General features: G+C 70.3%; 13 protein-coding genes. 9 read left to right on the top strand and 4 right to left on the bottom strand.

What is annotated here, in order from left to right:
- On the top strand, nucleotides 1-1,321 hold a 1,321-nt coding region (locus I4I78_RS17800; protein WP_226379915.1), incomplete at its 5' end, for a deoxyribodipyrimidine photo-lyase.
- Between the two features lie 18 nt (nucleotides 1,322-1,339).
- On the opposite strand, the gene I4I78_RS17795 is transcribed toward I4I78_RS17800, so the two are convergent.
- Both I4I78_RS17795 and I4I78_RS17790 read right to left on the bottom strand, forming a co-directional pair.
- Entirely contained in the window at nucleotides 1,340-2,524 is a 1,185-nt protein-coding gene (locus I4I78_RS17795) for an ABC transporter permease (protein ID WP_218612468.1), read from the bottom strand.
- The gene (locus I4I78_RS17790) at nucleotides 2,521-3,444 is read right to left on the bottom strand and encodes an ABC transporter ATP-binding protein (RefSeq protein ID WP_218612467.1); all 924 of its coding nucleotides are present in this window, start codon (nucleotides 3,442-3,444) and stop codon (nucleotides 2,521-2,523) included. Before I4I78_RS17790 ends, I4I78_RS17795 begins: the two co-directional genes overlap by 4 nt.
- 182 nt (nucleotides 3,445-3,626) lie before the next feature.
- On the opposite strand from I4I78_RS17790, the gene I4I78_RS17785 reads away from it, so the two are divergent.
- A complete protein-coding gene (locus I4I78_RS17785) occupies nucleotides 3,627-5,003 on the top strand; it encodes an MFS transporter (protein WP_218612466.1) in 1,377 nt (458 codons plus the stop codon).
- Between the two features lie 87 nt (nucleotides 5,004-5,090).
- On the opposite strand, the gene I4I78_RS17780 is transcribed toward I4I78_RS17785, so the two are convergent.
- Both I4I78_RS17780 and I4I78_RS17775 read right to left on the bottom strand, forming a co-directional pair.
- Nucleotides 5,091-5,729 carry a gamma-glutamylcyclotransferase gene (locus tag I4I78_RS17780; protein ID WP_308252194.1) on the bottom strand — a complete coding sequence of 213 codons (639 nt, stop codon included), beginning with the start codon at nucleotides 5,727-5,729 and terminating at the stop codon, nucleotides 5,091-5,093.
- 71 nt (nucleotides 5,730-5,800) lie between these two features.
- Nucleotides 5,801-7,684: a sigma-54-dependent Fis family transcriptional regulator gene (locus I4I78_RS17775; protein ID WP_226379914.1), complete on the bottom strand. Its 1,884-nt coding sequence runs from the start codon at nucleotides 7,682-7,684 to the stop codon at nucleotides 5,801-5,803.
- A gap of 437 nt (nucleotides 7,685-8,121) precedes the next feature.
- Here I4I78_RS17775 and I4I78_RS17770 point away from each other — a divergent pair, with 437 nt between their 5' ends.
- The 7 genes from I4I78_RS17770 to I4I78_RS17740 all read left to right on the top strand — a co-directional run.
- Nucleotides 8,122-9,762 carry a methane monooxygenase gene (locus I4I78_RS17770; protein WP_218612469.1) on the top strand — a complete coding sequence of 547 codons (1,641 nt, stop codon included), beginning with the start codon at nucleotides 8,122-8,124 and terminating at the stop codon, nucleotides 9,760-9,762.
- A gap of 205 nt (nucleotides 9,763-9,967) precedes the next feature.
- The gene (locus I4I78_RS17765) at nucleotides 9,968-11,026 is read left to right on the top strand and encodes an FAD-binding oxidoreductase (protein ID WP_218612465.1); all 1,059 of its coding nucleotides are present in this window, start codon (nucleotides 9,968-9,970) and stop codon (nucleotides 11,024-11,026) included.
- Entirely contained in the window at nucleotides 11,023-12,207 is a 1,185-nt protein-coding gene (locus tag I4I78_RS17760; protein WP_218612464.1) for an aromatic/alkene monooxygenase hydroxylase subunit beta, read from the top strand. The genes I4I78_RS17765 and I4I78_RS17760 overlap by 4 nt, the downstream gene beginning before the upstream one ends.
- A complete protein-coding gene (mimD, locus tag I4I78_RS17755; protein WP_218612463.1) occupies nucleotides 12,204-12,578 on the top strand; it encodes a propane 2-monooxygenase effector subunit MimD in 375 nt (124 codons plus the stop codon). The genes I4I78_RS17760 and mimD overlap by 4 nt, the downstream gene beginning before the upstream one ends.
- 141 nt (nucleotides 12,579-12,719) lie before the next feature.
- A complete protein-coding gene (groL, locus tag I4I78_RS17750) occupies nucleotides 12,720-14,405 on the top strand; it encodes a chaperonin GroEL (RefSeq protein ID WP_218612462.1) in 1,686 nt (561 codons plus the stop codon).
- Nucleotides 14,406-14,457: 52 nt separating this feature from the next.
- Entirely contained in the window at nucleotides 14,458-15,612 is a 1,155-nt protein-coding gene (locus I4I78_RS17745; protein ID WP_218612461.1) for an amidohydrolase family protein, read from the top strand.
- 46 nt (nucleotides 15,613-15,658) lie between these two features.
- The coding region (locus tag I4I78_RS17740) for an iron-siderophore ABC transporter substrate-binding protein (RefSeq protein WP_218612460.1) at nucleotides 15,659-16,666 on the top strand (1,008 nt) is incomplete at its 3' end.

The following is a 16,666-nucleotide window of genomic DNA, read 5'->3' as shown; positions in this document are numbered from 1 at the left end:
CGCGGCCGACGCCGCCGAGCGGGCGCTCGCGCTGTTCGTGCTGGACCCCGCCCTGCTCGGCCCCTCCGGCGCCGCGCGGAAGAACTTCCTCTACGGCGCGCTGCGCGAGCTCGACGAGGCGCTGGGCGGGAGGCTGCTGGTCGTGCGCGGCGACCCGGCCGACGTCGTCCCGCGCGTCGCGAGAGCGGTGCAGGCGGACACCGTGCACATCGCCGCCGACTACGGCCCCTACGGACGCCGGCGCGACGAGAACGTCGAGAAGGCGCTCGCCGACGTCGACGCGGAGCTCGTGCGCACCGGCTCGCCCTACGCCGTCGCGCCGGACCGGGTGCGCAACGGCAGCGGCGACCCGTTCAAGGTGTTCACCCCGTTCAGCCGCGCCTGGGCCGACCACGGCTGGCGCGCCCCCGCCGACACCGACGCGTCCACCGTGACCTGGATGGACCCCTCCGGCAAGGACGGCGGCCCGCGCGCCGTGCGGATCCCCGACGACGAGGTGTGCGAGTCCGAGCTGCCCGAGGCGGGGGAGTCCGCGGCGCTCGCCCGCTGGAAGGACTTCCTCGACGACGGCGTCGAGCACTACCGCGAGGAGCGCGACCTCCCGGCGCGTGGCGGCACGTCCGGGATGTCGCCCTACCTCAAGTACGGCTGCATCCATCCCCGGACGATCCTGGCCGACACCGCGGGGAAGAGGTCCGCGAGCGCGGGCACCTACCGCACCGAGATCGCCTGGCGCGAGTTCTACGCCGACGTGCTCTACCAGCGACCGGACTCCGCGCGGAAGAACTACGACACGAAGTTCGACGCGCTACCCAGCGAGTACGGCGACGAGGCCGACAAGGCGTTCGCGACCTGGCAGGAAGGACGCACCGGCTTCCCGATCGTCGACGCCGGGATGCGCCAGCTGCGCGCGCAGGCGTGGATGCACAACCGGCTGCGGATGATCGTCGCGTCGTTCCTGACCAAGGACCTGCACCTGCCGTGGTGGTGGGGCGCGCGACACTTCATGACGCTGCTGGTGGACGGCGACCTGGCGTCGAACCAGCACGGATGGCAGTGGACGGCCGGGAGCGGCACCGACGCGTCGCCGTACTTCCGGATCTTCAACCCGATCACCCAGGGCGAGCGTTTCGACCCCGACGGGGACTACGTCCGCCGCTGGGTGCCCGAGCTGGCCGGCGTGGCGGGCAAGGCGGTGCACCAGCCGTGGAAGCTCCCCGACGGGATCCCCGAGGGCTACCCGGAGCCGATGGTCGACCACAGGGCCGAACGCCAGGAGTCCCTGGCCCGCTACGAGAAGGTCAAGAACGCCCGCCACTGAGCGGAGCTCGCGGAGCGATCATCGGCCCGAGATTGCTTCCCGCCAGCTCACCTTCGCCCCCGTACGCAGCACCGAGTTCCGGTAGATCCGGGCCGCGACCCACACCATCACCGCGATCGCGCCGAGCGTGAGCAGCGCCGAGATCAGCACCTGCCACCACGGCGCCACGCCCAGCGCCGCGCGGGCCGGCATCAGCGTCGGCGAGAAGAACGGGACGAACGAGAGCACGGTCGCCAGACCGTTGCGCGGGTCGTTCGGCAGGACGCTGACCGCGATCACGAACGGGATCAGCAGCGGGAAGATCAGCGGCGCGACGGCGGACTGCAGCTCCTCCTGGCGCGAGACCAGCGCCCCGGCGGAGGCGTAGAGCGTCGCGTAGAGGAAGAACCCGAGCAGGTACCACAGGACGGCCAGTCCGAGCGCGGACAGCACGGCCGTCGGCACGGTGAGCACCCCGAACGCGAGCGCGCCGACGGTGCCGATCGCGCCGAGGATCAGCAGCTGCAGCAACCCGACCGCGCCGAGCCCGAGGATCTTGCCGGCCAGCAGGTGCAACGGCTTGATCGTGGACAGCAGCAGCTCCACCACCCGGCTGGACTTCTCCTCGACCACGCCTTGGGCCACCGCGCCGCCGTAGCTGGTCAGGGAGAAGAACAACAGGATGGCGACGGCGAAGGCCAGCCCCAGCCGCTGCCCGCGCAGCGGGTCCTCGGGCACCAGCGTGCTCACCCCGACGGTCCCGGCGCGGTCGACGGTGGCGGGGTCGACACCGGCCGAGCGCAGCGCGGAGTCGCGGGCCTGCTGGCCCACCGTGCCGGTGACGATCCGCTGCAGCGTCGAGTCGACCGAGTCCTGCCCGATCAGCTCGAAGCCGTCCGGGCCGCGGGTGAGCAGGGCATCCAGGCCGCCGGAGCGCACCTGCGCCTCGCCCCCGGCCCGGTCGACGTCGGTGATCGCCACCGTCTGCCCCTGCTGCTGCCCGGCCTGCTGCAGTGCGGGCGTCAGCGCCCGCGCCTCGGCGGTGACCCCCAGCGTCGACGACGACCCCTCGCTGCCGATGAAGGAGAACAGCAGGCCGTACCCGGCGAAGATCGCCAGGGTGAGCAGCAGGCCGTAGAGGAAGCTGCGCGAGCGCAGCTGCATCCCGATCTCGCGGCGGGCGACCAGCGCGACCGTCCGGGCCGGGCTCAGCGGGGCGCTCACGACGCCACCTCCTGGCGTGGTGGCGCGTGGTCGGCGACGGCGTCGCGGTAGAGCTCGGTGAGCGGCGGCCGGTACGGGGTGAACTCGCGGACCGCCCCGGCCGCCGTCGCGGCCGCCAGCAACGCCTGGTCGTCGGCGCCCGCGCCGAGCTCGACCCGGGTACGCGGCCCGACCGGCGACTCCTCGACACCCAGCACCCGTACCCCCGCCAGCTCGTCGGCCCAGCCCCGCGGCGGGCCCACGACGTCGTACCGGGTGCTGTCGCCGGTCCGAAGATCCTCGACCGTGCCGACGGCCACCATCGCACCGGCGGAGATGATCCCGACCCGGTCGCAGAGCCGCTCCACCAGCTCCAGCTGGTGGCTGGAGAAGATCACCGGAGTGCCGGCGTCGGCCTTCTCCCGCAGCACGCCGCTCATCGTCTCCACCGCGGTCGGGTCGAGGCCGGAGAACGGCTCGTCGAGCACCAGGACGTCCGGGTCGTGCACCAGGGCCGCGCACAGCTGCACCCGCTGCTGGTTGCCGAGCGAGAGCTTCTGCACCTCGTCGCCGATCCGGGCCTCGATGCCGACCCGCTCGGTCCAGCGCCGCACCGCGTCCCGCGCCGTCGCGACGTCCATCCCGTGCAGGCGGGCCAGGTACTCGAGCTGGGCGCCGACCTTCATCTTCGGGTAGAGCCCGCGTTCCTCGGGCATGTACCCGATCCGCCGGCGCACGTCGGCGTCGATCGGGCGCCCCTGCCACCTCACCGTCCCGGAGTCGGACGCGAGCACGCCGAGCACGATCCGCATCGTGGTCGTCTTGCCCGCCCCGTTACCCCCGACGAATCCGAACAGCTCGCCCGGCCGGGCGTCGAACGTGACTCCGTCCAACGCCTGCACCGCACCGAACCGCTTGGCCAACCCCCCGATCGCCAACATCTGGCGGAGGCTACACCCGCGCCGGGCGGCCCGACGGGACCATCGCGGCCGGTCACGAGGGGTAGCGGGGGGCAAATCCGGCTTGTAAGCTCCGTTGACCGCATATCAAAGAATGTGTCGATCGCGTAAAGAATTGTGGTCGCTGCTACATTACTGCAGTTCTGAAATGGGGGGTGTGGCGAATGACATCGGTCCCGGCGAATCAGGGGGCGACCGGCTCCGGGGAGGATGCTCCGCCGTCGGTCCTGCGCAGGGCGGTGGCGGCGTCCGCCATCGGGAACGCCACCGAATGGTTCGACTACGGCGTCTACGCGTATCTCACGACCGAGATCACGGCCAACTTCTTCCCCGGTGAGTTCGGTCAGCTGGGAACCCTGCTCGGGCTCGCGGTCTCGTTCGTGCTGCGCCCGCTGGGTGGCATCGTCTGGGGCCCGCTGGGTGACCGGATCGGCCGGCAGAAGGTCCTGTCGCTGACGATCATCCTGATGGGCGCCGCGACGTTCGTGCTCGGCGTGCTGCCGAGCTTCGCGACGATCGGCATCTGGGCGCCGATCCTGCTGATCCTGCTGCGCGTGGTGCAGGGCTTCTCGACCGGTGGGGAGTACGGCGGTGCCGCGACCTTCATGGCCGAGTACGCCCCGGACAAGAAGCGCGGGTTCTGGGGCAGCTTCCTGGAGTTCGGCACGCTGGCCGGTCTGACCCTGGCCGTGGTGGTCGTGTTCGGTCTGCAGACCCTGCTCGGCGACCAGGCGATGGAGGACTACGGCTGGCGGATCCCGTTCATGCTGGCGCTGCCGCTGGCGCTGATCGGGCTCTACATCCGGACCAAGCTCGAGGACACACCGGTGTTCCGCGAGCTGGAGCGGTCCGGCGAGTCGGAGACGGCCGCGACCGGCGCTCTGAAGAACCTCGTCGTGCAGTACTGGCGTCCGATCCTGGCGCTGTTCGGCCTGGTGATCGCGCTGAACGTCACGAACTACACGCTGCTCACCTACATGCCGACCTACCTGCAGGACTCGATCGGGATGTCTTCGACCGGGGCCGACACACTGGCGACGGTCGGGCAGGTCGTGATGATGATCTTCATACCGATGGCCGGCGCGCTGTCCGACCGGATCGGGCGGAAACCGTGCTGGTGGATCTCGCTCGTGGGCATCTTCGTGCTGGCCATCCCGATGTACATGCTGATGGCGCAGGGGCTGGGCTGGGCGATCCTCGGCTTCACCGTCCTGGGACTGGTCTACGTGCTGCAGCTGGGCACGATCTCGGCGACGTTCCCGGCGATGTTCCCTGCGCACGTCCGGTTCGCCGGCATGGCGATCTCCTACAACGTGGCCACGGCCGCGTTCGGCGGCACCGCACCACTGATCAACGAGGCACTCATCGGGGCGACCGGGGACACCCTCTGGCCCGCCTACTCGGTGATGATCGCGTCGGTGATCGGCATGGTGGCCCTGTTCTTCGTGATCGAGACCAAGGGCATGTCGCTCAAGGGCCGGCAGGTGCCGGGTCTGGCCGAGTTCGAGTCCGCGAAGGCGGCCAAGGCCTCGGCGTCCTGACCCGCTGAGTCCGCACCGGGCCCGTCCCCGCTCGCCGGGGGCGGGCCCCGGTTCGTTGCGGGGCCGGCTCGGGCCGGCGGCCGGGCGTCAGGGCGGGTGCGGGGTGCCGGTGACGGTCTCGGCGTCCAGCCCGTCGTCGGGCGCCGGCTCGCCGCGCAGCTCCTTCGCGTCGACCTGCGCGACGTCGTCGCAGAACACCGGCACGCCGCCGACCAGCAGCGGTCGCCGGGTCGGGTCCAGGCCCAGGTAGGCGTGGGGCAGGTCGACGACGGCGCCGTCCTCGGTCCGCACGATGCCGGTGCGCAGGCGGGCGAGGCGGTAGCGCGGGGGGTCGGCGGCCCGGCCCTCGACCCGGTCCAGGGCGGCGAACTGCTCCGGGGCCGCCATCCAGACCGCGTGCTCCTCCACCCGCCCGGGCGCGGACGCGAGCACGGCGGGACGCTGGTCGTCGACCACGCGCCGCCCGGCGGCCCAGACGGCCCCGAGCCCCGACGCACGGGCCCGCAGCACGACGACCGGCCCGGTCAGCCCGCGCTCGGCGCGCATCCAACTGATCTTCGACGGGTTGCGGTTGGACCCGTAGGCCAGCACCGGCACCCGCCCGGCCATCGGTGTCGCGCCCAGCCCGACGAGCCGGTGGTCCAGGTCGCCCTCCCCGTCCACCCGCCATCCCGACGGCAGCCCCGGGTCCGGGTGCAACGCGCGGCTCAGCCCGTCGACCTGCACGAACGACGCCGGCGGCCGGGTGCCCGGGTACGGGTCGGCGGGGAACAGGGCGTCCGGCCACGGGCCGGGAGTCAGCCCGAGTCCTGGGCCGAGGGCATCGAGATCCCGTAACCGCGGATCTTGCGGTAGATCGTGGCCCGGGACATGCCCAGACGGCGGGCCGCCTCGGCCTTGTTGCCGTCCGCGTCCAGGAGCGCGTCCACGATCGCGTCGCACTCGATCGCCTCCAGCGGCGTGAGCACCCGGCGGGTGATCGCGCGCGTCTCCGGGGGCAGGTCGTCCGGACGGATCACGCCGGTCCGGCGGCGGGCCACCACCTTGCGCAGCACCTGGTAGAGCTGGTCGACGTTGCCCGGCCAGCGGTTGCGCATGAGCACCCGCATGGCCTCCGGCGAGCACCGCAGGTCGGCCCCGCGGGTGAGTCTCTGCAGGAGGTAGGGCACCAGCTCCGCGACGTCCTCGATGTGGTGGCGCAGCGGCGGCACCTCGATCGTGCGCGGGAACGACCCGAGCAGCTCGGTCAGCTCCGGCGGGTCCGGTCGCGAGTCCGGTACCGGCCCGCGGGTGGCCACGACCCACGGGCGCTCCGGGTCGGTGGACTCGCGCTGGGCGTCGAGGGCGTCGGTCAGCGACTGGGCCGCCCCCGCGGAAAGCAGGTCCACCCGCTGCAGCACCAGCGTGCCGCCCCCGGTGGAGAGCTCGTCGACGACGTCGGCGATCCAGCGGGGGTTGTAGTCCACGGCGTCGAGCACCCGGACGTGCCCGGCGGGCGAGTGCATCTGGTGGGTGGCCCGGGCCAGCGTCGTCCGGCCGGAGCCGGCCTCGCCCTCGAGCACCAGCCACTCGTTGGTCCGGAACAGCCGGTCGACGGCCTGGCAGCACTTCGCCCACAGCGCGCCCGAGCCGACGGCGGCCGGCAGCGCGGTGGTGATGGTCGGCAGCGACGAGCGGATCGACGCCGGCTCCCGGGAGGTCAGCTTGACCTGCAGGACGCCGCCGGTACAGCCGCTCTCGGTCCAGCTCGGGCGACAGAGCACCCGCGCGGTCGCGCCGCTGGGCAGGTCGACGAGCAGCTGCCGGCTGCGTCCGGAGCGCAGCGCCTCGGTCGCGTCGGCGAGCAGTGGTGCCTGGTCCGCCGGGTCGATGAGCTCGCGCGCCCGGTCGTTCATCATCACCAGGTCGTCGCTGACCGCGAACACGGCGCCGCTGCTGCGCTGCGCCGCAGTCAGGTAGTCGTGCAGGAGGGTCAGCTCGCGCCGGCCGGACTGCTCGAGCAGGGTCTCCTCGATCCGACGGGCCATCGTCGACGCGGTCGCGACCATCAGCGCGTTCGCCTCCCTCCGCCAGCAGGTCAGGTCGATGACACCGAGGACCTTCCCGGTCACCGGGTGCCGGATCGGAGCCCCGGCGCAGGCCAGGTCCTCCAGGTGCTCCACGAAGTGCTCGTGGCCGAAGACCTCGGTGGCCCGGCGGCCCTCCAGCGCGGTACCGATGCCGTTGGTGCCGACGTAGCGCTCGGCGTAGGAGAAGCCCGGGGCCAGCCACACCCGGTTGAGGTGCTGGTGCAGCGCGGAGTCGCCGGTGCGGCGTTCCAGCACGACGCCGTCGGCGTCGCACAGGATGATGCTGACCGGCTCGGTGGTGAACTGGTCGGCGAGCTCGGACACGACCGGACGCGCCGCCCGCAGCAGCGGGGTGTCCGGTTCGGCGTCGTGTTCGTGCGGCAGCTCCAGGTGGTCGGGCGCGACCGAGAGCTCGCGGGAGCGGATCCAGGAGGCCAGGATCGGCCCGCGGACGGTGCCGGGGTGGACGGCCTCGTGGTCGAGGAAGGCGTCCCTGGCCAGCGCGATCCTCTCCGCGGCAGCGGACGAGGGCGCGACGAGGCTCGCGTCGGGCCCGACGTCCGGGCTCGACTGCGCGTGGTGGTGGAACGCGTCATCTGGTGGTGGGACCAACCGGTTGCCCTCCTCGGAGCAGCTGTGGTCCGCAATAGCGCGGCAGCCGGGTGTCTCTGTCGACGGTACTGGCACGCGTCAGAGATCACCAGGAGTGCGGATCGGGCAGCGTCTCATAATGAGACCGCAGGCGCTCGGCCCGGGATGTGTGATTCGCAGCACGGGATGGACCGGCGTCGATGCCGCGGGGAACGCACTCGCAGCACAGGTGCCGGGAGACCCCGCGTTCGATCAACAACCCGGGGCGCCCGCGCTCGCTCCAGGGTCCGGCGGTCGGGCGAGGTGACGGAGGGCCACCGAGGCTCCCGCCGGCGGGTACGCCGGCGGCCCGCGGGGTCGAGGACGGACCTTCGTGCATGCACGACGCACGGCCGGGCGGACCGAAAGAGATCCGACCACACCCACCACTGTGAGGAGTTGACGTGAGTCGGCAGAGCTTGGCTAAGGCTCACCAGAAGATTCAAGAACTCTCCTGGGAGCCGCAGTACCACGAGCCGTACATGAAGTACGGAACCGACTACACCTTCCGCAAGGCAGCGAAGAAGGACCCGCTCAAGCAGGTGCTGCGGTCCTACTTCCCCATGCAGGAGGAGAAGGACCACCGCGTCTTCGGTGCCACCGACGGCGCGATCCGCGGGAACATGTTCCGTCAGGTGCAGGAGCGCTGGCTGGAGTGGCAGAAGCTGTTCCTGTCCATCATCCCGTTGCCCGAGGTCTCCGCGGCGCGCTCGATGCCGATGCTGTTCTCGGTCGTTCCGAACCCGGAGCTGCACAACGGCCAGGCGATCCAGATGATCGACGAGGTTCGGCACTCGACGATCCAGCAGAACCTCAAGCGCGTCTACATGAACAACTACATCGACCCGGCCGGCTTCAACAACAGCCTGCGGAACTTCCACAGCGACTACTGCGGCACGATCGGCCGCCAGTTCGCCGAGGGGTTCATCACCGGTGACGCGATCACCGCGGCCAGCATCTACCTGACGATCGTCGCCGAGACGGCGTTCACGAACACCCTGTTCGTGGCCATGCCGGCCGAGGCCGCGGCGAACGGCGACTACCTGCTGCCCACGGTGTTCCACTCGGTGCAGTCCGACGAGTCGCGGCACATCTCCAACGGCTACGCCACGCTGCTCATGGCGCTCTCCGACGAGGACAACCGCCAGCTGCTCGAGCGCGACCTCCGCTACGCGTGGTGGAACAACCACCGCGTCGTGGACGCCGCGATCGGTACCTTCATCGAGTACGGCACGAAGGACCGTCGTAAGGACCGCGAGTCCTACGCCGAGATGTGGCGTCGCTGGATCTACGACGACTACTACCGCGCCTACCTGGTTCCGCTCGAGAAGTACGGCCTCGTGATCCCCCACGACCTCATCGAGGAGTCGTGGAACCAGATCTGGAACAAGGGCTACGTGCACGAGGTCGCGCAGTTCTTCGCCACCGGTTGGCTCGCCAACTACTGGCGGATCGACGGCATGACCGACGAGGACTTCGAGTGGTTCGAGTACAAGTACCCGGGCTGGTACGACAAGTACGGCAAGTGGTGGGAGAACTACAACCGGCTGGCCAAGCCGAACGGGCACAACCCGATCGTCTTCGAGGACGTCGACTACGTGTACCCGTCGCGGTGCTGGACCTGCATGGTTCCCTGCCTGGTGCGTGAGGACATGGTCACGCACGAGTTCGAGGACGGCAGCATCCGCACGTACTGCCACGAGGTCTGCCGCTGGACCGACGTGGAGGCCTTCCAGCCGACCTACCAGGGTCGCGAGACCCCGAACATGGGCCGGCTGGTCGGCAAGCGCGAGTGGGAGACGCTCTACCACGGCTGGAACTGGGCCGACGTGGTGCAGGACATGGGCTTCGTCCGGGACGACGGGAAGACGATGACGGCGCAGCCGCATCTCGACCTCGACCCGAAGAAGATGTGGACCCTGGACCACATGCGGCGTTGTCCTCCGCTCGGGAGCCCGAACGTCGTGCTCAACGAGCTGGACGCGGAGGGTCGTGCCGCGTTCATCGCCGACTACAACAAGCAGGGCCCGGCCGGTCGCCCGGCACCGACGAACGCCTGAGCGCGGGCCAGGCGAGGGGAGGGGTCTCCGTCAGGGAGCCCACCCGGTGACGGAGCCCCGCTCCGCCACGGACGGTTCCTGACGGAGCCCTCTCCCTGCAGGTCCGACCGGGGCCGAACCCCGGTCGGACCGCCCAGGCCTGCCCGGAATCTGTGCCCACACAGCCCGATTTGTCCGGTTTCTCAATCCGAGAGGTGCCTTCCCGTTGGGTGACAAACACGTCGTTCGATTCGAGCCGGTCGGCATCGAGATCGAGGTCGACGAGGACCAGACCATCCTCCGGGCCGCGGCGGAGCAGGGCGTGCAGCTGATGCACGGCTGCAAGGAAGGCCAGTGCGCGGCCTGCAAGTCCTTCGTTCTCGAGGGCGAGGACATCGAGCTGGACAGCTACTCGACGTTCGCTCTGCCCGACTACGAGAAGGAGGAGGGCTCGACCCTGCTCTGCCGGGCGCACGCCTACGAGGACCTGACGATCGAGCTGCTCAACTACGACGAGGAGATCATCCGGTCCGGGTTGCCGCTGACCACGGGCACCGTCGAGGTGATCTCCAACGACGCCGTCACGCACGACATGCGCCACCTGGTGGTGAAGCTGGTCGAGCCGTCCGAGATCAAGTTCTTCCCGGGCCAGTACATGGACTTCAGGGTTCCCGGCACCGACGAGACCCGCTCGTTCTCGATGGCCAACACGCCCAACCGGGACGGGGTCTTCGAGTTCGTCATCAAGATCTATCCGGACGGCCTGTTCTCCGAGTTCCTCGCCGAGAAGGTCGCCGTCGGTGACCGGATCGAGGTGGAGGCGCCGTTCGGGACGTTCACCCTGCGCGAGAACCGCACGTCGCAGCTGCTGTTCGTGGGTGGTGGCGCCGGTATGGCTCCGGTGCTCGGGCTCCTGCGATCGATGGCGGAACGCGGTGTCGAACGCAGGGCGACGTTCTACTACGGCGCCCGCGGCTCGAAGGATCTCTGTTTCGAGAAGGAGATCGCCGAGCTCGGTGGACAGCTCAAGGACTTCCGGTACGTACCGGCTCTGTCCGACCCCGGCGACGAGGACGGCGGATGGGACGGCCGGACCGGTCTGATCACGGAGGTGCTTCGCGCACAGGAGGGTGACCTGAAGGGAGCAGATGCCTACATATGCGGCCCGCCGCCGATGGTCGATGCGGCGATCGCAACCTTGACCCAGCTCGGGATCACCGAGCAGAACATCTTCTACGACAAGTTCACCACGACCGGTGAATCAGAGGGCGAGGACGGTTCATGACCACCACGGAACGGCCCGAGAGAAATGTCCCGAAACCCGTCTTCACCGACGCGGAGGCCGGCGCTCAGACATTCCCCGACTCGGGGGCCAGCGCCCGTCGGTACAACTACTACAAGCCGGCCAAGCGCAAGCAGACCCACTACGAGGACGTGACCGTCGACGTCCAGCCGGACCCGCGGCACTACCTGTCCCAGGGTTGGATCTACGGCTTCGCCAACGGCGAGGCCGGCTACCCGCTGCACTGGACCAAGCTCAAGGCGTGGGGCGTGGACCTGCCCGAGCCCGAGCGCTACGCCGGCTCCGGCGGTAAGGGCTACGAGTGGCCCGCGCACGGCTGGCACGAGTTCCGCGACCCCAACGAGGAGTGGGAACTCACCTTCTACCGGTACAACGCGAACGTCGTCCGGCAGGTCAACCAGAACATCGACAACGCGCGCAGCGCGAAGGCGTTCGACAACTGGACGGCGAACTGGAAGCAGTTCGTCGAGCGCAACGTCGGCGCCTGGATGCACATCGAGCACATCCTCGGCCTCTACGTGTTCGCGGCGTGCAACCGGTCCGGCCCGACGAACATGCACAACACCGCCATGGCGGTGAACAGCATGCACAAGATCCGGTTCGCGCAGGACCTCGCGCTCTACAACCTGACGCTGACCGAGGAGATCGAGGGCTTCGACGGCACCGCGCACCTGAGCGCCTGGAACGAGGACCCGGAGTGGCAGGGGGTCCGCAAGGTGACCGAGGCGCTCACCGCGGTCGACAACGACTGGGGCGAGTCGATGTTCGCCACCAACGTCATCTTCGAGCCGCTGATCGGCGAGCTGTTCCGGTCGAACCTGGTCATGCAGGCCGCCGCCGGCAACGGCGACTACGTGACGCCGACGGTGATGGGCGCCGCCGAGTACGACTTCGCCCAGCGCGACCTGCGCTGGACCCAGGTCTGCTTCGGCCCGCTCACCCAGGACCGCGAGTTCGCCCAGCACAACAAGGACCTGATGAACGGGTGGCTCTCGCACTGGGTTCCGCAGTGCCTCGAGGCCGCCCGCACCCTGCAGCCCATCTGGTCGCTGCCCGACGCCAAGCCACCCCGTTTCGAGGACAGCCTCGACCGGGCCAAGAACCGGTTCGCCGGGATCCTGACCGACCTCGGACTCGAGACCCCGAAGGAGCTGAACCAGTGACCAGTTTCAAGACCTCCGAAAGTCCCTTCAAGGCTGACAAGACCGCGTCCGGCAAGTGCGGCGTCACGCTGATGAACAACCAGATCGGCGCGGTCGTCGCCGAGGTCATGGACCGCCAGGAGAACGTCGAGATCACCGAGCTCCCCTCGATGATCCGCGTCGACTGCGTGGGCCGGATGGACTTCGTCTACGCCGACATCTCCGAGGCTCTGGGCGAGGAGGACGACTTCTACGACGCCGCCGAGTTCGAGGAGAACATGTCCACGCACTACGGCAAGATGGTGCACATGGACGACCGGACGGTCATGTTCGGGAATCTGGAGGAGGCTGCCGAGTTCATCGGCGACATGCTTCCTCCCACGGTCAGCTGACCGTTCCTCGCAGAGAGCCGGATCGCCGGTCCGCGCGCATCGCGCGGACCGGCGATCCGACGCTCAGGGCCGATTCTCGTTTCGCGAGCTTCTCCCGCCCCTTCCACAATTCCCGCGCAGACGCACTTCAGGAGGGTCATCGTGGCCAAGGAACTCAAGTTCGGGCAGGAAGCCCGGGACCTACTCAGCGCCGGTGTCGACCAGCTCGCCGAGGCGGTGAAGTCCACACTGGGACCCAAGGGCCGCAACGTGATCCTCGAGAAGATCACCGGCACGCCGGAGGTCACGAACGACGGCGTGACGATCGCCCGCGAGATCTACCTGCGCGACCCGTTCGAGAACATGGGCGCGCAGATCCTCAAGGAAGCCGCCGTCAAGACCAACGACATCGTCGGTGACGGCACCACCACCGCCACCGTGATGGCGCAGGCCATCGTCCGCGAGGGCATGCGGGCGATCACCTCCGGCGGCAACCCGGTGCTGGTCAAGCGCGGCATCGACGTGGCCGTCGGGCGGATCGTCGAGCACCTCGCCTCGGTCGCGCACCCGGTCGACGACGTCGACGCGCTGTCCCGGGTCGCCGCGATCTCGGCCAACGACGACGACGCGATCGGGCGGATCGTCGCGCAGACGCTGAACACCGTCGGCACCGACGGCGTCATCACCGTCGACGACGGGCCGAACCTGGGTCTGACGGTGAATTTCGTCGAGGACTTCGAGTTCGAGAACGGCTACGTCTCGCCGTACCTGGTCACCGACCCGGGCTCGATGATGGCGATCCTGGACGACCCGTACCTGCTGTTCTGCGCCGAGAAGATCACCGACGTGCGGGCCCTGATGCCGATGCTCGAGAAGATCATGCGCGAGCCCCGCCCGCTGGTCATCGTGGCCGAGAAGGTGGAGGGCACGGCGCTGCAGATGCTCGTGCACAACCACGTGAACGGGCACCTGAAGGTCACCGCGATCCAGGCTCCCGGCTTCGGCGAGAAGCGCGTGCACATGCTCGAGGACATGGCGGCGCTGTGCGGCGGGCAGGTCCTGTCCAAGGCGTCGTCGTTCTCGCTGGAGCAGGTCGGCATCGAGCACCTCGGCCGGGCCACCCAGGTCCGGGCGACCAACGAGCACACGGCGATCATCGGCGGGCACGGCGAGCCCGAGCGCAAGGAGCGCCGGCTGTCCCAGCTGCGCGCCGAGATGCACCGCGCGAGCATCGGCACCGACGAGGACTGGCTCAACGACCGGATCGCCCGGCTCTCCGGCAAGGCAGCGATCATCTCGGTCGGTGCGCCGACGAACGCGGAGCTCAAGGAGGTCCGGCACCGCGTCGACGACTCGCTGCAGGCCACCCGCGCCGCGATGGCCGAGGGCATCGTCGCGGGCGGTGGTTCGGCCCTGCTGCACGCCGACGCCGCGCTGGACTCGCTCGAGGTCACCGGTGACTACCGGACCGGCGTCGAGATCGTCCGTGCCGCATTGTCCGAGCCGGTCTTCCTGATCGCCACGAACGCCGGGTACGAGGGCGCCGACGTGGTCAAGCAGGTCCGCGACCTGGGCGTCGACGAGGGCTTCGACGCGCTCGAGGGCAAGTTCGGCAACATGCTCGCGATGGGGATCATCGACCCGCTGCGGGTGGTGCGATCCGCCCTGCAGAACGGCGCGTCGGTGGCCGGCCTGATCCTGACCACCAACTCGTTGGTGGCCGAGGAGGTCACGCCCTGGAACAAGGCGCTGATGACCGAGTACGGCCCGCTGGACGAGGGCATCCCGCAGCCCAGCCCGGACTCGAGCACGCCGCAGTCGATGGGTCTCGGACCGTCGATGGGGTAGCGGTCGGGAGCGGCGGGCCCGGTACGTACGGCGAGGGGGACGAGGAGGCGTCGTGTACGTCGGAGACGGAGAGCGGTACCTCGTCGTCGACGCGCAGGTGCACGCCTGGGACGGGCGTCCGCACAACCAGGCCGGCCCGGCGGGGGAGCAGTTCCTGGCCGACCTGCACCACCGGCACCGGACCCTGGACCACGCCCCGCGCCCGCTCTCGGTGGACGCCTTCGGGCAGGTCACCGACCGGTCCCTGGTCGCCGACGTGCTCGACGCCGGGGTGGACCGGGCGGTGCTGCAGCCCGCCGGCTTCTCCGAGCTGTTCGTGCTCGGTCTCGCCCCGCTCGCCTGGCACGCCGAGCTGGCCCGGGAGTGGCCGGGCCGGTTCGTGCTCAGCGGCGAGCTGAACCCGGGGGCGGACCGGTCGCTGGTGCGCGGGATGGCAGCGCAGGTGCGGCGGGACGGGCTGCGCGGGCTGACGGTCGTCCCGGCCCGGCGTCCGGAGGCCCGCACCCCGCTGGGCACTCCGTGGCTGCGCCGCGTGCTGGCGCGGGCCGAGCAGGCCGGTGCGGGCGTGGTGCACGTCGGCGTCGGGCCGCTGGTGCACCCGGTTCCGGGTGCCCCGGAATGGGCGCACGCCGGCGTCGTCGAGCAGGGGACCTCGGTCCCGCGGCCGCGCTGGCCGAGCTGGGCGGAGCCGGTGCGCGCCGGCTCCGCGCTGCCGGTGCGGGCGCGCAACAGCGGCCCGTTACCGGCCGGCGGCTACGACGCCACCGAGCTCAGCGAGCTCGCGGCGGCGCTGCCCCGGGTGCGTTTCGTGCTCGGCGCGGGGTCGCTCCCGACCGGGGTGCTCTGCCGGATGTCGCGGCTGCCGAACGTGCACGTGATGCTCACCGAGCTGCTGGTGGCGCTGCGCCGGGCCCCGGTGGCGGCCGGCCGGGCCCTGGGGGACCTGCTGGCCGCGTTCGGCCCGGACCGCCTTTTGTTCGGCAGCGGGTACCCGCTCGTGCGCCCCGGCCGGCTGGTGCGGGAGCTCGCGACCTACCGCTACCCCGCCGAGCTGCGCGGGCAGTACCCGGAGCTCGACGCCGAGGTGCTCCGTGCGGTGCTGGGCGGCACCGCGGCCCGCCTGTACGGCGTGACCGTCGCGGGTACGGCGCAGCCCGGCGTGCCGGTCGACCGGGCGGTGACCGGACACTCCTCGCCAATCAGGTGAGCCTTCCCTAAGCTCTCTCTCCGGACGAGGAGAGGGAGGAACGGCGATGGCGCGGTTCACACGACGTCAGGTGTTGCTCGGGTCGCTCGCGGCCGGAGGGGTCCTGGTCACCGGATGCGGTGCCGGCGACGGGACGGGCGCGCAGGCGGAGAGCGGTGCGGGTGCCGGTTTCCCGGTCACGATCGACCACAAGTTCGGGACCACGACGGTCGAGCGCGCACCCGTGCGGGTGGTGACGGTCGGGTACCAGGAGCACGACTTCGTGCTGGCCCTCGGCGTCGCGCCGGTCGGGGTGCGCTACTGGTACGGCCCGGAGAACGACGTCGTCAACCCGTGGGCCCGCGCGGCCGCGCAGTCGCTGGACGCGAACCCGGCCATCCTGAACATGGACACGATCGACCCCGAGAAGATCGCCGCACTGCGTCCCGACCTGATCCTGGGCACCTACTCCGACCTCACTCCGGAGAACTATGCGGTGGTGTCCCGGATCGCGCCCACGATCGGCATACCCCAGGGCTTCAACGACTACGGCCTGCCCTGGCAGGAGACCACCCGGGTGATCGGGAAGGCACTCGGCCGGTCGCCGCGGGCCGACGAGCTGATCGCCGAGGTCGACTCCCGGTTCGCCGCCGCCCGCGACGCGAACCCGCAGTTCGCCGGGAAGTCGGTCGCGGTGGCGAACTACGCCGCGGACAAGCTCAGCGTGTTCGCCTCGCAGGACCCGCGGTCCCGGTTCTTCTCCGAGCTCGGGTTCCGGGTGCCACCGCGCTACGACCAGCTGGCCGGCACCAGCTTCTACACCGACCTGAGCTTCGAGCAGATCGCCGAGCTGGACCAGGACCTGCTGGTGTGGGACCAGATCTCCTACACCCCGGGCGGCCGGGCGACGATCGTGAACAGCCCGCTGGTGCAGCGGTTGCGCGTGACCCGGGCCGGACACACCGCGTACCTCGAGGGGGCCACCGAGCTGGCGTTCGCCTGGAACACCGTGCTCAGCCTGCCCGCCGCGCTGGACGGGATCCTCCCGCAGCTGGAGAAGATCTACCCGGCGGCC

Source organism: Pseudonocardia sp. KRD291, assembly GCF_019263595.1.
Lineage (GTDB): Bacteria > Actinomycetota > Actinomycetes > Mycobacteriales > Pseudonocardiaceae > Pseudonocardia.
This window is presented reverse-complemented; position numbering and strand designations above follow the sequence as displayed.